This window comes from Rhodopirellula sp. J20-39 (assembly GCF_057365095.1).
In genome coordinates, this window is sequence record NZ_CP195123.1 from 1,197,752 (window position 1) to 1,215,824 (window position 18,073).

At 52.5% G+C, this 18,073-nt stretch carries 22 protein-coding genes; 14 read left to right on the top strand and 8 right to left on the bottom strand.

Translation table 11 applies throughout. The features are described 5' to 3' along the window. Positions 1-13 precede the first annotated feature (13 nt). The 4 genes from ACR3ZL_RS04145 to ACR3ZL_RS04160 all read left to right on the top strand — a co-directional run bounded on the left by ACR3ZL_RS04145 (position 14) and on the right by ACR3ZL_RS04160 (position 1,815). Positions 14-349: a cupin domain-containing protein gene (locus tag ACR3ZL_RS04145; RefSeq protein ID WP_473649155.1), complete on the top strand. Its 336-nt coding sequence runs from the start codon at positions 14-16 to the stop codon at positions 347-349. Positions 350-587: 238 nt separating this feature from the next. Continuing rightward, positions 588-1,013 carry an RrF2 family transcriptional regulator gene (locus ACR3ZL_RS04150; protein WP_473649154.1) on the top strand — a complete coding sequence of 142 codons (426 nt, stop codon included), beginning with the start codon at positions 588-590 and terminating at the stop codon, positions 1,011-1,013. After that, positions 1,013-1,255, top strand: a complete 243-nt coding sequence (locus ACR3ZL_RS04155; RefSeq protein WP_473649153.1) for a DUF3565 domain-containing protein — start codon at positions 1,013-1,015, stop codon at positions 1,253-1,255. The genes ACR3ZL_RS04150 and ACR3ZL_RS04155 overlap by 1 nt, the downstream gene beginning before the upstream one ends. After that, complete coding sequence (locus tag ACR3ZL_RS04160; RefSeq protein WP_473649152.1) at positions 1,252-1,815, top strand: c-type heme family protein; 564 nt, start codon at positions 1,252-1,254, stop codon at positions 1,813-1,815. Before ACR3ZL_RS04155 ends, ACR3ZL_RS04160 begins: the two co-directional genes overlap by 4 nt. An 81-nt stretch (positions 1,816-1,896) precedes the next feature. Here ACR3ZL_RS04160 and moaA read toward each other — a convergent pair whose 3' ends face one another. Next, positions 1,897-2,877: a GTP 3',8-cyclase MoaA gene (gene moaA, locus ACR3ZL_RS04165; protein WP_473649150.1), complete on the bottom strand. Its 981-nt coding sequence runs from the start codon at positions 2,875-2,877 to the stop codon at positions 1,897-1,899. Between the two features lie 629 nt (positions 2,878-3,506). On the opposite strand from moaA, the gene ACR3ZL_RS04170 reads away from it, so the two are divergent. The 5 genes from ACR3ZL_RS04170 to ACR3ZL_RS04190 all read left to right on the top strand — a co-directional run bounded on the left by ACR3ZL_RS04170 (position 3,507) and on the right by ACR3ZL_RS04190 (position 7,047). After that, positions 3,507-3,824, top strand: a complete 318-nt coding sequence (locus ACR3ZL_RS04170; RefSeq protein ID WP_486173229.1) for a hypothetical protein — start codon at positions 3,507-3,509, stop codon at positions 3,822-3,824. A gap of 72 nt (positions 3,825-3,896) precedes the next feature. Then, entirely contained in the window at positions 3,897-4,592 is a 696-nt protein-coding gene (locus tag ACR3ZL_RS04175; protein ID WP_473649148.1) for a hypothetical protein, read from the top strand. Next, the gene (locus ACR3ZL_RS04180) at positions 4,589-5,083 is read left to right on the top strand and encodes a nucleoside deaminase (protein WP_473649147.1); all 495 of its coding nucleotides are present in this window, start codon (positions 4,589-4,591) and stop codon (positions 5,081-5,083) included. The genes ACR3ZL_RS04175 and ACR3ZL_RS04180 overlap by 4 nt, the downstream gene beginning before the upstream one ends. Positions 5,084-5,254: 171 nt before the next feature. Beyond that, positions 5,255-5,821, top strand: a complete 567-nt coding sequence (locus ACR3ZL_RS04185) for a type 1 glutamine amidotransferase domain-containing protein (protein ID WP_486173230.1) — start codon at positions 5,255-5,257, stop codon at positions 5,819-5,821. Positions 5,822-5,928: 107 nt separating this feature from the next. Beyond that, positions 5,929-7,047: an alkene reductase gene (locus ACR3ZL_RS04190; RefSeq protein ID WP_486173231.1), complete on the top strand. Its 1,119-nt coding sequence runs from the start codon at positions 5,929-5,931 to the stop codon at positions 7,045-7,047. 38 nt (positions 7,048-7,085) lie between these two features. Here the strand turns inward: ACR3ZL_RS04190 and ACR3ZL_RS04195 are convergent, their stop codons facing one another. Beyond that, complete coding sequence (locus ACR3ZL_RS04195) at positions 7,086-7,238, bottom strand: hypothetical protein (protein ID WP_473653403.1); 153 nt, start codon at positions 7,236-7,238, stop codon at positions 7,086-7,088. 433 nt (positions 7,239-7,671) lie between these two features. Here ACR3ZL_RS04195 and ACR3ZL_RS04200 point away from each other — a divergent pair, with 433 nt between their 5' ends. The 5 genes from ACR3ZL_RS04200 (at position 7,672) to ACR3ZL_RS04220 (ending at position 12,184) form a co-directional block, all read left to right on the top strand. Beyond that, positions 7,672-7,839, top strand: a complete 168-nt coding sequence (locus ACR3ZL_RS04200) for a DUF1328 domain-containing protein (RefSeq protein WP_283432996.1) — start codon at positions 7,672-7,674, stop codon at positions 7,837-7,839. A 186-nt stretch (positions 7,840-8,025) separates the two neighbouring features. Continuing rightward, positions 8,026-8,796: an SDR family NAD(P)-dependent oxidoreductase gene (locus ACR3ZL_RS04205; RefSeq protein ID WP_486173232.1), complete on the top strand. Its 771-nt coding sequence runs from the start codon at positions 8,026-8,028 to the stop codon at positions 8,794-8,796. A gap of 126 nt (positions 8,797-8,922) precedes the next feature. Further along, entirely contained in the window at positions 8,923-10,302 is a 1,380-nt protein-coding gene (locus ACR3ZL_RS04210; RefSeq protein WP_473649144.1) for an NAD-dependent succinate-semialdehyde dehydrogenase, read from the top strand. After that, the gene (locus ACR3ZL_RS04215; RefSeq protein ID WP_473649143.1) at positions 10,299-11,324 is read left to right on the top strand and encodes an NADP-dependent oxidoreductase; all 1,026 of its coding nucleotides are present in this window, start codon (positions 10,299-10,301) and stop codon (positions 11,322-11,324) included. The genes ACR3ZL_RS04210 and ACR3ZL_RS04215 overlap by 4 nt, the downstream gene beginning before the upstream one ends. 35 nt (positions 11,325-11,359) lie before the next feature. Beyond that, on the top strand, positions 11,360-12,184 hold the full coding sequence (locus tag ACR3ZL_RS04220) for an alpha/beta fold hydrolase (RefSeq protein ID WP_473649142.1): 825 nt from the start codon (positions 11,360-11,362) through the stop codon (positions 12,182-12,184). Between the two features lie 175 nt (positions 12,185-12,359). Here ACR3ZL_RS04220 and ACR3ZL_RS04225 read toward each other — a convergent pair whose 3' ends face one another. The 6 genes from ACR3ZL_RS04225 to ACR3ZL_RS04250 form a co-directional block, all read right to left on the bottom strand. Further along, positions 12,360-12,986 carry an SOUL family heme-binding protein gene (locus ACR3ZL_RS04225; RefSeq protein ID WP_473653402.1) on the bottom strand — a complete coding sequence of 209 codons (627 nt, stop codon included), beginning with the start codon at positions 12,984-12,986 and terminating at the stop codon, positions 12,360-12,362. Positions 12,987-13,194: 208 nt separating this feature from the next. Continuing rightward, a complete protein-coding gene (locus tag ACR3ZL_RS04230) occupies positions 13,195-13,587 on the bottom strand; it encodes a TspO/MBR family protein (protein ID WP_473649141.1) in 393 nt (130 codons plus the stop codon). 183 nt (positions 13,588-13,770) lie between these two features. Continuing rightward, positions 13,771-14,466: a DUF502 domain-containing protein gene (locus ACR3ZL_RS04235; RefSeq protein ID WP_473649140.1), complete on the bottom strand. Its 696-nt coding sequence runs from the start codon at positions 14,464-14,466 to the stop codon at positions 13,771-13,773. A gap of 157 nt (positions 14,467-14,623) precedes the next feature. Beyond that, positions 14,624-15,619, bottom strand: a complete 996-nt coding sequence (locus tag ACR3ZL_RS04240) for a calcium/sodium antiporter (protein ID WP_473649139.1) — start codon at positions 15,617-15,619, stop codon at positions 14,624-14,626. A gap of 37 nt (positions 15,620-15,656) precedes the next feature. Further along, positions 15,657-16,304, bottom strand: coding sequence for a c-type heme family protein (locus tag ACR3ZL_RS04245; protein WP_473649138.1), 648 nt, complete (start codon positions 16,302-16,304; stop codon positions 15,657-15,659). Positions 16,305-16,476: 172 nt separating this feature from the next. Then, positions 16,477-17,877, bottom strand: coding sequence for an MBL fold metallo-hydrolase (locus tag ACR3ZL_RS04250; RefSeq protein WP_473649137.1), 1,401 nt, complete (start codon positions 17,875-17,877; stop codon positions 16,477-16,479). Between the last annotated feature and the right edge of the window lie 196 nt (positions 17,878-18,073).

Below are 18,073 nucleotides of genomic sequence, written 5' to 3' on the forward strand. Positions count from 1 at the left end.
CGAAAGATAGACCATGGCCATCGATCACGCTCAACCCGCTGAAGTCATCAGTTTGCTACCACTTGGTTCGCAGATCGGTGATGTTAAAACACGCTCATTGTTGAAGACGGACGCCATGGAGGTAATCCGATTAGTGCTTCCAGCAGGCAAAGTGATTGCCGAGCACAAAGCTCCTGGCGAAATCACCGTCCAATGTATCGAGGGGCTCGTCCATTTCTCAGTCGGTGCAGCGACGCACGAATTGGCGGCTGGTCATATGTTGTACCTCGAAGCTGCTGCGCCGCACGGTCTGAAGGCGATCGAAGACTCTTCGGTGTTGGTCACACTGCTACTTAATAGAGCAGGTTAGTCACGGTCCCAGTGAAAGCCGAGTCGAGAGGTCGTGTCGTCATCCAGTTCTGAATGACCAGTAGCCGAGCGAGCGACGGAATCGGACTGCCAGATACACGACCTCCGGTCTTTCTGGAGACGAATTCGAATTGCTTGACCTCCGGACTCAAGCTAGACTGTTTTCGTGTACCTGCGGGTGCAGTTTGTTGTTGATGGTGTGAGATTAGGGCCACGTTCCCGATTGTTTGCTGGCGTTGATGATATCTAAGACCGCTGAATACGCACTTCGCGCCGTTGCCTGCATGGGGAGCCAATCGGATCATCCGGTTTCGGCCGACATGTTGGCAGAGCAAACCAAGGTTCCTCGTCGCTACCTGACTCGGGTCCTGCAGGAACTATGTGCGGCTGGGATAGCGCAATCGCGCCCCGGACCAGGCGGGGGATACGAATTGATCCTTTCCACTAAGAAGCTGACCATCCTGGATGTCATCAATACCGTCGAACCCATCCAACGAATTTCAAAGTGCCCACTCGGTCTGAAAAGTCACACCGCTCTTTGCCCTCTGCATGCGGAGCTTGACCGAGCGTATGCCGCGACCGAGAAGGCATTTGCGGGTGTCACCATTGAAGAACTCGTCAATTCGGCCAATCCCATTGTTCCACTTTGCGAGGCTATGTCTTGATGAGTACTACTGACCATCCCCCGCAACAGCCGATTGTCGGCTATCACTGTGATGGTGACGGGCACTGGGTGGCACAACTTGCATGCGGACACAACCAACACGTCCGTCATGATCCGCCACTGGTGAGACGTGACTGGGTGCAAACCGTACCAGGTCGAGCTTCAATGATCGGTTTCAAGCTGAGTTGTCAAAAGTGTGCCGAGCACTCACCTGTTGATGAGCGACCGGAGACAGGTTCATGATCCAGCGACTTGTTTGCATTGTCGTCGCACTGATCGTTTCTTCCGCTTGGCTGGTCGCACATGACCAGCAAGTTGTAAACGCTCCACCTTCGCAGCCCCCATCCGCAATTATAGCTGTGCCGATCACAACCATGCCGAATGCAACGGAAGCTCACTTACGAGCGAAGATGTTGCACGAGTTGGTACACGGCACGCTTCAGGTCATGCATCGTGACTTCTTTGACGAAGACAACGCACACACGATTCCGTCCGCATCTTTAGAAGATGTGTTCCACGAAATGGAGGCGAGCTTTGGCGTCAAGATGAAGTGGTTGATCGTCGATGCCGATGTTTTAAACGTTGATCACGAGGCTGAAACTTCGTTCGAGAAAGCGGCGGTGAAATCACTTGCGGCGGGGAAGCCATTCGCAGAGCAGATTGCTACCGATCGATACCATTTTGCGGGGGCAATTCGATTAAGTTCGCAGTGTCTTAAATGCCATGTGAAACGACGAACCAGCAACGATGAAAGAACTGCCGCTCTGGTCATTACGATGCCGGTTCAATCGAAGTCGCCTTGAAGTCGCGTCCAATTTGCATTTCAGGGGCCGCGGTGTATCAGCGAAGCCATTAGCAGGGCGTAGCTTCTAACCCGGCGTCCTTCAGCCACCAATGGAATACATCGGTCGCGAAGGACGGTCAAAGGATAGGTCATCTGTACCATGGCCTCGTTTTTTCGCATGCACCGCCGCGATCATTTGCGCCGCGATCGCGTCATCGTCGCAACCATCACGCAATAATTGCCGCATGTCGCCTGAATCGCCACCAAATAAACAGCTTCGCAATTGGCCATCGGCCGTTAAGCGGAACCGATTGCACGTGTTGCAAAACGGTTGGGTGACCGACGCGATGATTCCGATCGTCCCTACGCCATCATCAAACCGGTAGTCATTGGCTGGCGAAGCCGATGGACCGCCATAGGAAACCAGCGGCCGAACCCGTTCAGCAAACAATTCCAAAATGCGATGCCCAGGCAATGCACTGGACGTGTCCCAGTTCCCATCCGCATCCAGCGGCATGAATTCGATAAAGCGGACAGGGATATCGGTCGTCCGGGCGAACTCACCAAATGCCGCAATTTGATGCTCGGTGAAGTCCCGCATTGCGATCGCGTTGACCTTCACCTTTAGCTTGAGTGATCGGCAAGCTTCGATTGCGTCTAAAACGCGTTGCAGTCCTGGACGTCGAGTGACATCCGTAAACGATTGTTCGTCCAACGCGTCCAAACTGATGTTCACACTTCGCAATCCTGCCGCGTGAAGTTGCGGCAACTGATCAACCAGCAGAATTCCATTGGTTGTCAGCGAGACCTTGTTCACTCCGTCGATTGCGTTTAGCGTCGCGACAAGTTTGTATAGCTGCGATCTCACCAATGGCTCACCACCGGTCAGACGGACGTCATCGACGCCTAGCCCAGCGGCGACGCTGACAACGCGAGTGATCTCTTCAAAAGTCAGGATCGAATCCCGCTCGCAATAATCCGGCGTCTCCGCCGGCATGCAATACGTGCACCGCAAATTGCATCGATCCGTCACGCTAACGCGAAGGCTGGTGTGTTTGCGGCCGAATCGATCAACAAGCAAGCGATTTTACTAATTGGTTCGAGGTGGAATTGAGAATCCGCATTCTAGTCCATAACCCGAATATTCCCCAGACACCGATGTAACCTCCAGGTGCGAATGCTGATCCCCCCGATTTGGCGATTAGGGTTTGTTAATCAGCAAGGAAGTTGGATGTGCTCGCAAAACAGTCACGGTGATGGACAGGGCACGTGGGAATCATAGGTTTCTTAGTAACGGTTGCACGCCAAACTTGCCGGTTGGAAGAATCGATGTTGAAAAAGCCGGCCCGCGTTCGGTGACACGCGCGTTCGGTGCCACGCATCCCGCGTGACAACATGCTCTTGAGAGTCCACCGCTGGTACCAACATCGACCACAGTGGTCGGCGTTAGGCCAGGCGTTTGCGGTCTATCGCACGTTTCGATTTGTTCTCTGGAGTCGCGAGACACTGATCACGAGTCGGTAAAGCCGTCATTTTCTAGGCCGGATCGATCAGGGTGAATTGATTGCAGGCTGCTTTGGAGCCAATCGAAGGTATCTGAAATAGATGGCTTATACGTGACCCGCAACGCTTGGCACAGCGATTGCTTTCTCCTCAGGTTCGAACCGGCGAACTTTCGCTGGTCACTACACTCTATTAAGGAACAATCCGATGAAGACTCTAGCCGCTCTTGCACTGGCACTTTGTACGTTCGCAGCCGTTGGATGCGACGAAACGGCACTCGAACAAGAAGCTGACGTGGTCCGTGACACGACCCAACAGCAAGCTGAAAGCATCCGTGACTCTTCGCAAAATGCAGCCGAGAATCTGCGTGAACGCACCGACGGCGCCTCGGAATACGTCCAGGATGCTGCCGAACGTAAGGCTGATGCAATTGAAGATCAAGGCGAAGCGAAAGCCGATCGCAAGGAAGAGATGGGCGAAAACAAAGCCGATGCTTTGGAAGAACGTTCGGACGAATTGGAATAAGACCTTCTTCGCCAGTGACTTTCCAGGGCCAAGCGTCCGATTGGATGCTCTCGCTCAAAGGCGATCAAGATCATGATGAAAACCAAAACCAAGTTGCTTGCCACGACGAGTGCCTTTATCTGTATCGTCACCGTCGGGGCAATCGCTTGGTCGGTTTTCTCTGTTGAGCATCTTGCATCTGCATCGCAGTCACGAACCTTCACGATTGACTGTGAATTCGTCAAGTTTCGACAAATTTTGGTGCGGAAAAACGCGACGGCTTCGATCGTAGGTCGTTCAGGCATGACGCTTTTGGATGAGCGTATCGAAAACATCGATATCGATTCCAGTCGAGATCGTCGGCCGTTATTGAATGCTATTCTTGGCCGGTCCCAAAGCACGCTCGCAGCGACTAAACAGATCACCGTTCGTATTAATTCATCCGAACTGGATGCGACTGATTTAGTTCTCAGTCAATATGCCGACGTAGCAAATGATCGGATAAAGGTTGTCACTGAGTCGAAGCACCCTTCCGGTAAGTTGCAGTACTATGCTTCGGTTCTAGAAGCATACCCGGGTGTCAGCGGGACCGATGTTTCCGTTTTTGTTGAGTTAGATTTGCAAGTACGTATGCCTCGATTTCTTACTCGGCAAGCAGACAGTCGTGTGCAGAAGGCCGCGAGTGACGCGGCCGATGACCAAGCTGCTTCAATCCACGATTTCGTAGATCAGCACTCTGATGAAAAATTGATTTTGCCAGAATTCTTCACGGATGATTCATCACAATGACTAACAAAATGGTTGTTCGCGACAGTGAGCTATGTCGTTGGATGAAGCTAGTTCTCGATACGGCACATCAAGGAGTCCGAAATGGAGAGTATCCGTTTGGGGCCGGGATATTCGATGCTGGTGGGGGCTGCATTTCACTGACGCATAACCGAGTTGTTTCAACCTGCAATCCGTGCTTGCACGCCGAGATCAATGCGATTGCTGCAGCGTGCGGCAATATTGGAAAAACCAAGCTAGACGGGTTCTGGATCCTGTCGACTGCAGAGCCCTGTTTGATGTGTATGTCGGCGATCGCGACCGCTGGAATTCGGCACGTTGCCTTTGGTGCTGTGCAGGCCGCTGTTGCAGAGGCCGGGTACGGATCATTGGGAGTCACCGGCACAGAGCTCGCGAACCAAATCTCGTATGACATGACCGTTCGTGGATCGATTCTCGGAAACGAGTGCGTCAAGTTGCTGCTGAATCATCGAAAAGATGAACGTGCCAACTGATCAGGGTATCTGTCTCGCTTGGGATTCTTGTTAGCCAGGAAATAGTGGCACGCGAATCGCATGTACCGTTTGGACAAAACAAACTTCCGCGATGTCATGTTGGATATCGCAATCATCTGAATGCCGATGGATCTTGTCGGTTCAGTTCCCTCCATAAAATTAGGAAGCATCATGGGTCAACACAATTTAAAGAACAAGAAAGTTGCATTTTTAGTTACCGACGGGTTCGAGCAAGTTGAGCTCACTCAACCGTGGGAGGCAATCCAAGAAGCAGGCGCCGATGTGCACTTGGTTTCCATTGCATCGGGGCAGGTGCAGGGTGTGCATCACGAAAAAAAGGGCGATAAGTTTGATGTCGATCAAGTCGTTGGTGACGTCAGTGCTTCTGACTACGACGCATTGGTGCTACCCGGTGGTGTTTTCAATCCGGATGCTCTACGGGTCAACGACGAAGCGGTTGATTTCGTTCGTGACTTCTTCAAGCAACACAAGCCGGTTGCCGCTATTTGTCACGGGCCTTGGACTCTGATCGAAGCCGGTGTCGTCGAAGGTCGGCGAATGACTTCATGGCCAAGCCTTAAAACGGATCTCATCAACGCGGGTGCAAACTGGGTCGATGAAGAGTGTGTTTGTGACAATGGCTTAGTCACCAGTCGCTGTCCGGATGACTTGCCCGCATTCAACAGTAAGGTCATAGAAGAAATCGCAGAAGGCAAGCATGCCGAACAAACCGTTTGAGCTGCCTTACTAAAAGACGATTACTTAAACCCGTTTCCCTTTCATTTTAGGGCTGGCTTGCGTTGCAATTGTGATGCGGGTCTGCCCGCTTTTTGATGATAATCTAAATGACTGCTCCAACTCCTTTATTGAAACCGTATTCCCTTGGCGAACTAGAGTTACCTAATCGTGTCGTCATGGCTCCCATGACACGTGCTCGCGCAGGTGAGGAGATGTTGGCGAACGAGTTGATGGCGAAGTATTACAGCCAACGGTCATCTGCAGGGTTGATCATCACTGAGGGAACGTTTCCCTCGCAAATGGGAGTTGGGTGGTTGCATGCTCCGGGGATCTACACAGAGGAGATGCAAGAGGCTTGGAAGCCGGTTGTTGAGGCGATTCATGATGCTGGCGGACGGGTGTTTTGTCAGTTATGGCATACCGGTCGCGCTTCCCATAGTGATTTCCACGGCGGGCGTCTGCCGCTTGCACCTTCAGCGATTAAGCACGAAGGGCGGCCTCTACGGACACCCGAATCGGGCGACGAAGAGATCCCGCATGAAACGCCGCGAGCGCTCGAGACAGATGAGATTCCAGGAGTCGTTGCCCAATACAAAGATGCAGCCCGCCGGGCACAGTTGGCGGGATTCGATGGCGTGGAGATTCACGCTGCGAACGGATATCTGATCGATACTTTTTTGCAATCTAAGACTAATCACCGCGATGACCGGTACGGCGGAAGCAAAGAGAAACGATTTCAGTTTTTGCGTGAGATAACCGAAGCGGTGACCAGCGTGTTTGCGAGCGAACGAGTCGGAGTTCGTATATCGCCCCACGGTGATTTTAATGACATGGGCTCTGAGGATTTCCGTGAGCAGTTTTTGTACGTTGCCCAGCAATTGGATTCCTTCGATTTGGCCTACTTACATATTCTGATCGGAACCGCTTTTGGTTTTCATGAGCTCGGTGAACCGCTGACGATGCAAGACTTCCGTGGCGTTTATTCGGGCACGCTGATGGCGAACGCTGGGTTTGATCGTGAATCTGGTTCGAAAGCGATCGCCGACGGCGGCACCGATTTAGTCTCGTACGGCCGCCCCTATATTAGTAACCCCGACCTCGTCGAGCGTTTTGCTAATAACTGGCCAATGGCGGAAGAGGCATCACGCGACGTCTGGTATTCTTTCGACGAAGAGGGGTACACGGACTGGCCTGCGTATCACGAGCCAGTCCCAGCGAGCTCTTAGAATTGTTCGCCTAGACGTACGCATCAACCAGTCCACCGTCACAGCGTAGTGCGGCCCCGGTGGTTGCCGTTGCCCATAACTCCGATCGCGTCGTCGACTGGCTTTTGACTACGTCCATAGACGACGCGGACACCCTCGGCGTGCAGCGTTTTGGCAATTGCCCGCCCAATCCCGCATGTCGACCCCGCGATGACTGCGAGTTTGTTGTTGAGTTTAAGATCCGTGAGTGCTCTCTATCAAATTGGGTTGGTGTATTGAATTGACCCGAAGGGCGCGGCCCATTTCACACCATGATGCCAGCGAATCGACCAATCGTAGCCGGATGGGCAGTCCACGCGGGTGAGGGTGGGCTTCCAGTACTCAACCTATCTCCGGTTCGCTTTAAGAACTTCGTTAGAAATTGGTCTAACAACGCATGCCACCATTTCAGTCCGACACTTAAGTTTCGCTCGGTGCTTAACGAGCCTTCTTAAGACTCAGCGCGAAATCTGTCCCCTTAAAGAGGCTCAATCCTTCATCAATGACGGGTGTTTGGCACAGCAATCGCTTCTGCCCTTTGTACGAACCGCGTTGAAGAGAACGTTCACTTCCACGCAATAAACATTTCAAACTTAGGAGATCACTATGTTGGGCTGGGCAATCACTTTTTTGATTATCGCGTTAATCGCTGGCGTACTTGGATTCGGTGTCGTGGCGGGTACGGCCGCGAGTATCGCCAAGATTCTTTTCGTCGTTTTTTTGGTGCTGTTTGTGATCGGGCTGATCATGGGACGCCGCGGGCCTGTCGCTTAATGACTTCAAAACTGTTTGAGCGTGGTGCGGTGCATCGAGTTGCACATAAAGTTGCTGATATGGCTTGTGGCTTCGTGTAAACACCGTGTTTTCGAAGACAAAGTTTGGCGGGCGAAGCAGAGCAGTTGTCCTGGCTGTTTTGCTGCAGTTTATATTTCCAGGGCGATAGAATTACTGGAAAATACTATGCCTACCACATTAATCACCGGTGCATCATCTGGCATTGGGCTCGAGTTAACGAAGCAGTTCGCCCAAGGGGGCGATGACGTCGTCCTGGTTGCGCGCAGCGAAGACAAGCTGAACGAACTCGCGAACAGTGTGAGAAGCGAGCATGGTGTTGCTGCCACAGTCATTCCGGCTGACCTGTCGTTGCCCGATGCTGTTGACCGATTATGTGGCGACCTTCACGAGCGATCGGTTCAGGTCGACACGTTGGTGAACAATGCGGGATTCGGGATGTTGGGCAAGTTTGCGGAATTATCGGTGGATCGCCAAACGAGCATGTTGATGGTGAACGTCGTATCGCTTACTCGACTAACTCGCAAATTGTTGCCTGGAATGCTGCAGCGGAAAACTGGCGGAGTTCTCAACGTCGGATCGATCGCCGCTTACCAGGCGGGACCAAACATGGCGGTGTACTACGCGTCAAAGGCTTTTGTATTGTCATTTACCGAGGCACTGCGTGAAGAAGTCGCTGGGACTGGCTTGCACATCACATGCTTGGAGCCCGGTGCGACGGAATCCGGATTCGGGGACGACTCCGGTATGAGTAGCCTCGATATGTTCTCGTCGCAAACCATGACGGCTAAGGTCGTCGCAAAGTCGGGTTACGACGGCTATCGAAACAACGAGGACATTGTCATCCCGGGGTGGAAGAACCGCTTAATGGTAACCGGGACGTCCTTCTTGCCACGGTTTGCAACTCGCAAGATGGTCGGAAAGATGCAGGGTGTCTGATTAGAGCGTAGCACGCTTGAGTGTGCACGCTGATTTCACCAGCGGAGAGCTAATGGCGAGTTTTATTGATCGTCGCGTTGGGATCTCAGGCTGGCTTCGCAAAATTCATTTATGGAGAAACTAGATATGACCATTACGAGTATTAATCCAGCTACCAGTCAGACGAACGAAACTTTCACGCCGCTGACGAAGGATGAAACGCTTGAGAGACTTGCAAATGCGGACAAGGCTTACCGGTCGTGGCGTCAGACAAGTTTCAGTGATCGGAAAAAGGTCCTCCTCAAGTTCGCATCTCAGTTGCGCGAGCGGGCAGACGAATTCGCCGAGATGATCACGCTGGAGATGGGGAAGCGGATTTCAGAAAGTCACGATGAGATTGAATTTTGTGCTGAAATAGCCGAGTTCTATGCCAACGGCGCTGAAGAATTTCTGGTGGATCAGCCCATGACGGAGGTCGACGCGAATGCTTACATTCACCACGAACCAATTGGTGTGTTGATGGGTGTAATGCCGTGGAACTTTCCCTTTTATCAGGTGACCCGGTTCGCCGCACCGAACATCATGGCTGGCAATACGATCATGGTGAAACACGCCAGTAACGTGCCGCGTTGCGCCGAAGCAATTGGCGAGCTTTTTGAAGATTGCGGTCTACCGAATGGTGTTTATACGAATCTGTTCATTCCCAGTGAATTCGTCGAGGCGATCGTTTCCGATTCTCGCGTGCAAGGAGTTTCGCTAACTGGAAGCGAGAAGGCGGGGGCTGCAGTTGCAGCTTTGGCCGGCAAAAACCTGAAGCGTTCCGTGCTGGAACTTGGCGGCAACGATCCGTTCATTGTTCTTGAGGATGCAGATATCGAAGAAACCGTGCAGCTAGCGGTGAAGGGCCGGATGGCGAACGCGGGTCAATCCTGCGTTGCTTCGAAGCGTTTTATCGTCGTCGAGTCGGTCGCAGATGAGTTCCTAGAGCAGTTCAAAGAGGCTATGGGCAGCATGACTTTAGGCGACCCAATGGACGAGAGTACGACGTTGGCGCCGTTGTCGACCGAAGATGCCGCGGTGAAGTTGCAGAAACAGGTGCAGGAATCGATCGATGCCGGTGCAACGGTCTTGCTTGGCGGGGATCGGCCTGACCGTGATGGTGCCTATTTCAATCCGACGATCTTGACCGGTGTGACCTCGGATATGCCTACCTACGACCAAGAACTTTTTGGTCCGGTTGCGACGGTCTACGTTGTCGAAGACGAAGATGCGGCAATCGAACTGGCAAATGACTCGTCGTATGGTCTCGGTGGGAGTGTTTATACGAAAGATGTTGAGCGAGGTCGCAGGGTCGCTGAACGCATCGAGACGGGAATGGTCTTTTTGAACCAGCCCACCAATTCGCAGGCTGAACTACCTTTCGGCGGAATTAAGAATTCGGGATACGGACGAGAACTTTCTCACTTGGGGATCCTCGAATTTGTTAACAAGAAATTGATTCACCTCGGAACAAAGGAAAACAAATGAGCACGAACACTTCACAAGCAGTCGAAAGTCGACAAATCGAACTTGCGTCACGTCCAGATGGGAAGCCAACGCAAGAAAATTTTACGTCCAATACTGTCGAGATTGCTCCACTGAAGACAGGGGAGTTTCTCGTTCGTAATCAGTGGATGTCGGTCGACCCTTACATGCGAGGCCGCATGAAGGAAGGCGATAGCTACGTGCCACCTTTCGAAATCGGTAAGGCATTGGAAGGCGGTTGCATTGGAGAGGTTGTTGAAAGTAACAACGATGACTTTTCGGTCGGTGACTCGGTACTCGGCAACAATGGGTGGCGGGAGTTTTGGAAGTCAGATGGTGCCGGCGTGCAAAAACTGGATCCGGAACTGGCACCGCTGCAATCTTACCTCAGTGTGTTGGGAATGACCGGCATGACGGCTTGGGTAGGCCTCAAGCGAATCGCGGAGCTCAAATCTGGAAGCACTGTATTTGTATCTGCCGCGTCCGGTGCCGTCGGCTCAATCGTATGCCAAATTGCGAAGGCAAAAGACTGCTTGGTGATTGGCAGTGCGGGAAAGCCGGAGAAAATCGAATGGCTTAAGAAGAAGGCAGGTGTGGATGCGGTGATCAACTATCACACGACCGACAACCTTGTCGACGAACTCGGGAAATTAGCTCCGGATGGCATAGACGTTTATTTCGACAATGTCGGCGGCGAACACCTCGAGGCGGCGATTGACCAAATGAATCAGTTCGGTCGAATTGTGTGCTGCGGAATGATTTCAACGTACAACGCGACGGAACCAACACCTGCTCCTCGCAACCTGTTTAAAGTGATCGCCAAACGCCTACGCATGGAAGGCTTTATCGTTCGCGACCATTCCGACGACCATCAAGACTTTGTGACTGAAATGTCGCAATTGATCCGTGATGGAAAGATCGAATGGGAAGAGTCAATAACGGATGGGTTGGAGAATGCTCCACAGGCCTTCATCGGTTTGTTTGATGGCGACAATATCGGCAAGGCGCTCGTGCGGATTTCGTAGAGACTTGCTCACCCTCTCTTTCTTAGGCTTCGATTATGACGATGGTTCCAACACGCGACGGCAACGGTTTGTACGTCAAGATATGGGGTAGCGGACGACCAGTGGTGCTCATCCACGGTTGGCCTTTGTCGGCAGATAGCTGGGACTACCACGCCATGCAGATTGCGGATGCTGGCTATAAGGTAGTCGCCTACGACCGAAGAGGCTTTGGTCGGTCGGACCAACCTTACGCAGGCTATGACTACGATACGTTGTCGGATGACCTAAGTGATGTGATGAAAGCTACCGAGGCGATGGAGGATGCTACGCTTATTGGGTTTTCGATGGGTGGCGGTGAGGTAGCGCGGTACATGTCACGCCACGCGGGCCGCGGTGTGAAACAATGCGGTCTCATCTCCTCGGTTGTCCCGTACATGCTCAAAACAGACGATAATCCGAAAGGCGTTAAGCAGTCAGTTTTTGATCAAATGACAGCAGACTTGCTTGCTGATCGTCCTCAGTTTTTTGCGGCCTTCTTTCAGAGTTTCTTCGGCGTCGGCATTCTTTCACAACCGGTAAGTGATGAGTACTTAAGTTGGATGAGTCGCATCGCAATGCAAGGCAGTTTGAAGGCAACGCTTGAGTGTGCAAAAGCATTCGCAACGACCGACTTCCGCCCGGATCTACCAGCGATCACTGTTCCGACCTTAGTCATTCACGGTACGGACGACGAGACCGTTCCGATAGACGCTAGTGGTCGGCCTGCTGCGGAAGCGATCAATGACGCAACGCTCAAAGAATACGAAGGAGCACCGCACGGGCTGTTTGCCACTCACCGGGAACAGCTTCTTGGCGATCTGCTGACTTTCCTTAAGAGTTGAACTTTCGCACCTAATATCGGTGCGGTCCAAAAGTAGCGAGGAAAGGATTGCGGCCAGTTATTCTCTCCGACCGACGCGTGCGGAAATTGACCTTGTGGATGTCGATCGTCCAGTCGTGCCCTCCAGCTAACCGTTGTGTTGGTGTGTCGAATTAGGCGTTAAAAACAAGCACGGTTCAACGAGTCTCGCTGATTGTGTTCTCTTGAATTTTCAAGCGGATCAACACTTCGTTGCGACGTAGAGGGCCGGGAGTGAACGGTGGATCGTATGAAGCCGCCTCGACACCGCTTGAGCCAGCGGAGTCCTCCGCAATTAACCCCTTCGAATCCATCCATTCTCGAAGTTTCGTTTCTGAGGCCTTGGCTAGCTTAGCATTCAGGCGGCCAGGGAATCGCAGCACTGCGAATCGACCGCCCGCTCGTTTACGCACGTTCACGTCGGGTCCGGTGGGTTGCGGAACGCCTTCAACAGCAACTTCCTTCGGCATTACAAAGCCCATTTGAACTTGGGTATCGGCCTTGTCGTTTTCCATAAATACGGGAGTCGTCATGGAAATCTTTTGTTCCGACTCATTTGCCCCGCTGATATAGCGGAATAACTTCATGAAGCTGCCGTCGCGTCCTTCAGCTTCGATTTGGGTTGTAGTCGCAACTAGCATCAAGTCAGGGTACTCGCGAACCTCAAATTGGCCATCTGACTCGATGACCTTGTACTCAGCCGATTCGTATCCGGCGCGAGCGGTGAGGTTCCAAGTAAACGCGCTGATTAGTACGACTGGAATCGCAATAGCAAGAAATACCATTCGTTTGCGCATGGCCGATTTACCTTTGGGGTTCGTTAGCGATGATTCCAATGACCAAAACCATCTATTAGATAACAGTAGCTGTTCGGCTAGTGGATATCGTAAAAGCCAGGCAGGCTTTCCGGCGACGTGTTGAAAGCATGAGCATGCTATTCGGTGTTATCTTGCAGGGTCCGCTACGTCAAATTACAGATTTTCCGATAGGACGCTAATTGCTCCAAGTTATCGAGAATTGCAACACGGTCGCGATGGTCACCCACACCCAATAAGGAACTTGTGCCAGTGCAATCCAGCGGTAATGTGGCCAGATTGCTTTTATCGACCACACGATCGTGAGCCAAACGATGGCTATGTCTAATGCCGCCAGTGGCAGATTACGCAGGCCAAATTGAATCGGGGTAAAGGCGAGGTTGGCAGCTAAATTTAGAGCAAACGGAATTGCTACAGACCATGGGATGCGTCTTCGGGCTACTTGATAGAAGACGTAGCCAAACGTAATAAAGATGACTGGGTAGAGAAGTTGCCAGATCAGACCAATGGTTGATGGTTCAGGTGTCCAAGTGGGCTTCTCGAGTGCGTCGTACCAGTCACGCCAGGTCATGCTGAAGCTCGTCTAAATTAGGTTGCCAGAATGATGAAAAATAGAGTGGGACGATCCGCTAGCACCACGAAGGCAAATTTCGTTCCTGGTATTTGATGCTCACCCGAATTAGTTCAACGCAATTTCGATTGTGAGCTCAATGACAGATGTCAATCGCGACGACGTAGCACAGAGGGCAGCCTCTTACTGAGGTTGACCTTGTGGTGGTTTTGTGAGAACGGCATTCGCAGGCACGGCAGTGGAGGTCATAACGCCCAGTGAGAAGTAGATTTGCATCAAGTCTTCCACTCCCATTTCTACAATCTTTACTTGCTCGACCGGAATGAACATGTTGAAACCGGTCATTGGCATCGGTGCCGAAGGTAGGTAAACAACGTGGCAAGCTTTGGTTTGGAATTGGTACACGTCATTACTGGGTAACAACCCTAGGAAACCGGCGGATTCGTTATCGCCTAGATAGCAATGCACGACCTTCATGCCTGACATTGCCGTCTCGTCTTGTTTCGAAAACATTTCTACGACTTGCTTTACCGGTCCATAAACACTTTTCACCACCGGGATTTTTCGGAACGTCCCATCAAACCATTCCTGCCATCGGTAGCGGGCGGTGCCCGAAACCAGTAACCCAACCAACCAAATCGCTGCGGCTACAAATACCCAACCGATTGCAGTGGCGACATATTGGTTGGCGGCAAACTGCAAACCGATCGAACGTAACCCTTGACCTAGCAGACTTTCCGGACCGATCACACTGCGCAACGTTCCAGCTACCCAGTTCATGATCCATAAGGTGACGACCAATGGCAGCAATGCGAACAGCCCAGTTAAGAACGTACCGATAAAACCTCGTTGCCAAAGAGTGAGAAGGAAGCTGCGCATGGGAGATTCGAGCGAAGGCGGATAGGTAAGAGCGTTGCGGTTGTGCTCAGTGTGGCTGAGCTCAGCTGTGGATCGTTCGAATAGTGTAGGGGCAATCGTCCATCTAAGCGACGACGATCTCGTGCTAGACCGATAAGCGTCGCGAATTCGTGCTGCATCAACCTTGGGCAGTCCACTTGATAAGCAGCCCCAAGTAGATCGCATAGGCTGACAACAGGCCTGCGCCCTCCATTCGGCTGACTCGCCTTCCGGTCCAAGCGATTGGTAGGACAGCTACAGCGATCAACACCACCACAGGAAAATCGAAATGCAAAAAGGCAGACGCGACGCGAACGCCAACGGGAGAAACGATGGCCGTTGCACCCAGGACGCCTAGCAGATTGAACAAATTGCTACCAATCACGTTGCCGATGGCAATATCCTTTTCACCACGATAGGCTGCCATCAAGCTGGTCGCCACTTCGGGAAGCGAGGTGCCCGCGGCGACAATCGTCAAGCCAATCATGGCAGACGAAACGCCAAGACCTGTGGCAATCCCGACCGCCGATTGGACAAGCAATTGAGAGCCATAAATCAGTAGAGACAGTCCAACGCCGATCATCAGAACTTGGGCTATCAACGCTCGCCAATTCGTAGAGATCGCATGCGTTGTTACGTGGTCTTCGGACGAGGAGGATACCTCTGTATTTGGCACCGAGTTGTGAAGGGTTTGACGTCGGCTTTGCCGGATTACCCATGCGGTGTAGCCGACCAGTGTTAGAAAGAGCAAGCTTCCTTCGCCACGACCCACTATGCCGTTAGACGCCATGAACCAAGTTGCAACGCTGGCCAGAACGAGCAGCGGCATCTCCGAGCGAATCAATTGGGAACTGACTCGCAGAGGACAAATCAGCGACGAGGCACCTAGAATGACAAGCACGTTGAAGATGTTGCTGCCCAAGACATTGCCAACGGCAATCGAAGGATCGCCATTGAACGCGGCGGCGACTGAAACCGCGAATTCGGGAGCGCTTGTGCCAAAGGCGACGACCGTCAATCCGACAACCAAGGGTGAAATTCCAAACGAAACCGCCAGTCGCGAAGCTCCACGGACTAGCAACTCTGCCCCGACGACCAACAGCAAGATGCCAGCGGCCAGCCAAATGATGTTCAATGGAGTTGCTTAAAGTTCGATTGGTGATAGGGAGAAGTTAACCGGAAGGTTTTTCAACATAGAACCATCCTCGCAGTTCACCTTCGGTAAATCCAGTCGCCTGGTCGTTTGGATAGAGCTTTGCAAGTTGATCTTGGATAGCGGGTGCGATTTGATCATGGGGACCGTGGCACATTAAACATTGGCTTTGCAGCTTGATCGGTAGCAGCGCGGCGGCATTTCCATTGGTCAGTTTAACAAAGGTGGGGGTGGCAACACGTGCTTCGACAAGCTGCTTTGCCCATCGAGGTGGCTGGTTGTCCTGGTTTCGCAAGCGAACGCCAGTACGAGCAATTTTCAGCCCGGCTGCTTGCCCTACTTCGGATGCAATTTGCGTTGCTTCCTGCTGGCACACTGCAATTGCGGCCGCTGGTCCGTGCTGGCCCATGACTTCCATCAAACGACCTGACAAACGCTGGAACAGCGCATCCTTGGCCTCCAGCATCGTTTGTTTTTCAGCTTCGGAAGGCGACTCGTCTGGCAAAATTGATGCGGACACTTGGTCAGTCGCTTTTGAGTTTTTGACTTCCGCGTCGAGCTGCGAAGGTTGGCTGCATCCGGTGGCAAGCAGCAACGAGGATCCCATTGCGAGGGCAATGAAGGATCGGGTGGTGGGAAGAAATTGATTGTGAAATAGAGACGTCATTGGTCTACCCCCGAAGCAAACTGATATCAAAACACGAAGGTCGGTGATGCGTTGCACTTAGGATAGTGCTCCAATTAGCCTGCGACAGCAAATGGTTCTCGGTATTTCCAACTTCGCCTTTTGTACGAAGCGTCTACCGGCGCAGCTGCATTTCGTATTTATCGAGAAGCGGTTAGGCATTGGGAAGCCCTTGCGACTGCCATGCCGCGTAGCCGCCAGTCATGTTGACCACGTCTTTCAATCCTGCAGCTTGCAGCATGCTTGCGGCGATAGATGAGCGGGCACCGCCCTGGCACTGGACGACAATCTTCTTATTGCCGGATAGGTCATCCAGGTTCGAAGGCAAGCGGCCTAGGAAACAGTGCTGAGCCTGTTCGATGTGGCCCGCTTTCCATTCGTCGTTAGATCGCACGTCAAGAAGCTGGAACTCGCCCGCATCGATGGCGGTCGCCAAATCTTCCGGTGTGCTGGCATCGTAGGTTTCGGTTGCCAAGCCTGCGGCGTGCACTTCATTTGAGTCAAATCCGCCAGCGATTTGGTCGATGCCAATCTTGTGTAACACACGAGCAGCTTCTTCCAACTGATTCGGTTGGCAGATCATGTAGGTCGGCCGGTCGTAGTCAACTAACCACCCCGCCCAAGTAGCTAGCATCCCAATCGGGATGTTGATCGAACCAGGAACGTGGCCGTTTGCGAACTCGCCCGATGGTGTCAGGTCGACGACTGTCCCGGACTGCAAAGCGTTCTGCAGCTCAGCAGTATCCAGCAACGAATGATGATGCCCGGCGCCTAACACCTTTGGTCCTTCCTTATTCACCCGTTTCATTACCGCGAAGTATTTCGGTGCTTCCGGCTGATCGGCCAAGATGTATTGAACAAATCGTTCTTCGTCGTTGAACTGCAGTGCCGGATTGAATCGTTTTTCGTACCCCACCGTCGACGACGGAATCGCTCCGAGTCCTTTGCCGCATGCGCTTCCGGCACCGTGGGCAGGCCAGACTTGCAAATAGTCGGGCATCGTCTTGAATCGCTCAGCGGACCGAAATAAGTCTCTCGCACCTGGTTCGGCAGTGTCGGCCAGACCGGCGGCTTCCTCGAGCAAGTCGGGGCGACCAATTGAACCGACGAATATGAAGTCACCGGTGAAGATCCCCATTGGTTGGTCTGCGCCGCCACCTTGATCGGTTAAGACAATTGAGATGCTCTCGGGAGTGTGGCCCGGCGTATGCAACACGTCAAACTTGATTTTGCCGATCATGAAGTAATCACCATCGTGGACGAGTTGATGATCGTACGGATCGAGAAATTGATACTTCCAATCGGTGGGGCCCTCGTCGGACACGAACAGCTTAGCACCAACGCGATCGGCAAGTTCTCGAGCGCCGGAAACGTAGTCCGCATGTATGTGGGTTTCGGCGACAGCGGTGATCTTCACCCCTTCACGTTCGGCCATTTCGATGTATTGATCAATATCACGTCCTGGATCGACGATGATCGCCTCGCGGGCTCGTTGACAGCCGACCATATAGGACGCGTGAGCCAGTTTGTCGTCGTAGAAGTATTTGAGCAACATGAGAGCTTCCCTAATTTTAAGAACGAAGTTTTGGTGGGTTGGAAAGTGAACGGATCGGATGTTGTTGAATGTCGTTGATCCGCGATTGACACAAGTTGAAGACGGACACACTCGAGCTTGGCATGCGGTCGGGGGTCCTGCCGGACGTCGCGACCTTCTACGTCGGTTGATGTAGTGGATAGCGGGTACTTGTTGC

Excerpts from the sequence above, each read along its gene's own strand:
- ACR3ZL_RS04145 (WP_473649155.1), top strand. The coding sequence starts at position 14 with ATGGCCATCGATCACGCTCAACCCGCTGAAGTCATCAGTTTGCTACCA.
- ACR3ZL_RS04150 (WP_473649154.1), top strand. The coding sequence starts at position 588 with ATGATATCTAAGACCGCTGAATACGCACTTCGCGCCGTTGCCTGCATG.
- ACR3ZL_RS04155 (WP_473649153.1), top strand. The coding sequence starts at position 1,013 with ATGAGTACTACTGACCATCCCCCGCAACAGCCGATTGTCGGCTATCAC.
- ACR3ZL_RS04160 (WP_473649152.1), top strand. The coding sequence starts at position 1,252 with ATGATCCAGCGACTTGTTTGCATTGTCGTCGCACTGATCGTTTCTTCC.
- ACR3ZL_RS04170 (WP_486173229.1), top strand. The coding sequence starts at position 3,507 with ATGAAGACTCTAGCCGCTCTTGCACTGGCACTTTGTACGTTCGCAGCC.
- ACR3ZL_RS04175 (WP_473649148.1), top strand. The coding sequence starts at position 3,897 with ATGATGAAAACCAAAACCAAGTTGCTTGCCACGACGAGTGCCTTTATC.
- ACR3ZL_RS04180 (WP_473649147.1), top strand. The coding sequence starts at position 4,589 with ATGACTAACAAAATGGTTGTTCGCGACAGTGAGCTATGTCGTTGGATG.
- ACR3ZL_RS04185 (WP_486173230.1), top strand. The coding sequence starts at position 5,255 with ATGGGTCAACACAATTTAAAGAACAAGAAAGTTGCATTTTTAGTTACC.
- ACR3ZL_RS04190 (WP_486173231.1), top strand. The coding sequence starts at position 5,929 with ATGACTGCTCCAACTCCTTTATTGAAACCGTATTCCCTTGGCGAACTA.
- ACR3ZL_RS04200 (WP_283432996.1), top strand. The coding sequence starts at position 7,672 with ATGTTGGGCTGGGCAATCACTTTTTTGATTATCGCGTTAATCGCTGGC.
- ACR3ZL_RS04205 (WP_486173232.1), top strand. The coding sequence starts at position 8,026 with ATGCCTACCACATTAATCACCGGTGCATCATCTGGCATTGGGCTCGAG.
- ACR3ZL_RS04210 (WP_473649144.1), top strand. The coding sequence starts at position 8,923 with ATGACCATTACGAGTATTAATCCAGCTACCAGTCAGACGAACGAAACT.
- ACR3ZL_RS04215 (WP_473649143.1), top strand. The coding sequence starts at position 10,299 with ATGAGCACGAACACTTCACAAGCAGTCGAAAGTCGACAAATCGAACTT.
- ACR3ZL_RS04220 (WP_473649142.1), top strand. The coding sequence starts at position 11,360 with ATGACGATGGTTCCAACACGCGACGGCAACGGTTTGTACGTCAAGATA.
- ACR3ZL_RS04225 (WP_473653402.1), bottom strand. The coding sequence starts at position 12,986 with ATGGTATTTCTTGCTATTGCGATTCCAGTCGTACTAATCAGCGCGTTT.
- ACR3ZL_RS04230 (WP_473649141.1), bottom strand. The coding sequence starts at position 13,587 with ATGACCTGGCGTGACTGGTACGACGCACTCGAGAAGCCCACTTGGACA.
- ACR3ZL_RS04235 (WP_473649140.1), bottom strand. The coding sequence starts at position 14,466 with ATGCGCAGCTTCCTTCTCACTCTTTGGCAACGAGGTTTTATCGGTACG.
- ACR3ZL_RS04245 (WP_473649138.1), bottom strand. The coding sequence starts at position 16,304 with ATGACGTCTCTATTTCACAATCAATTTCTTCCCACCACCCGATCCTTC.
- ACR3ZL_RS04250 (WP_473649137.1), bottom strand. The coding sequence starts at position 17,877 with ATGTTGCTCAAATACTTCTACGACGACAAACTGGCTCACGCGTCCTAT.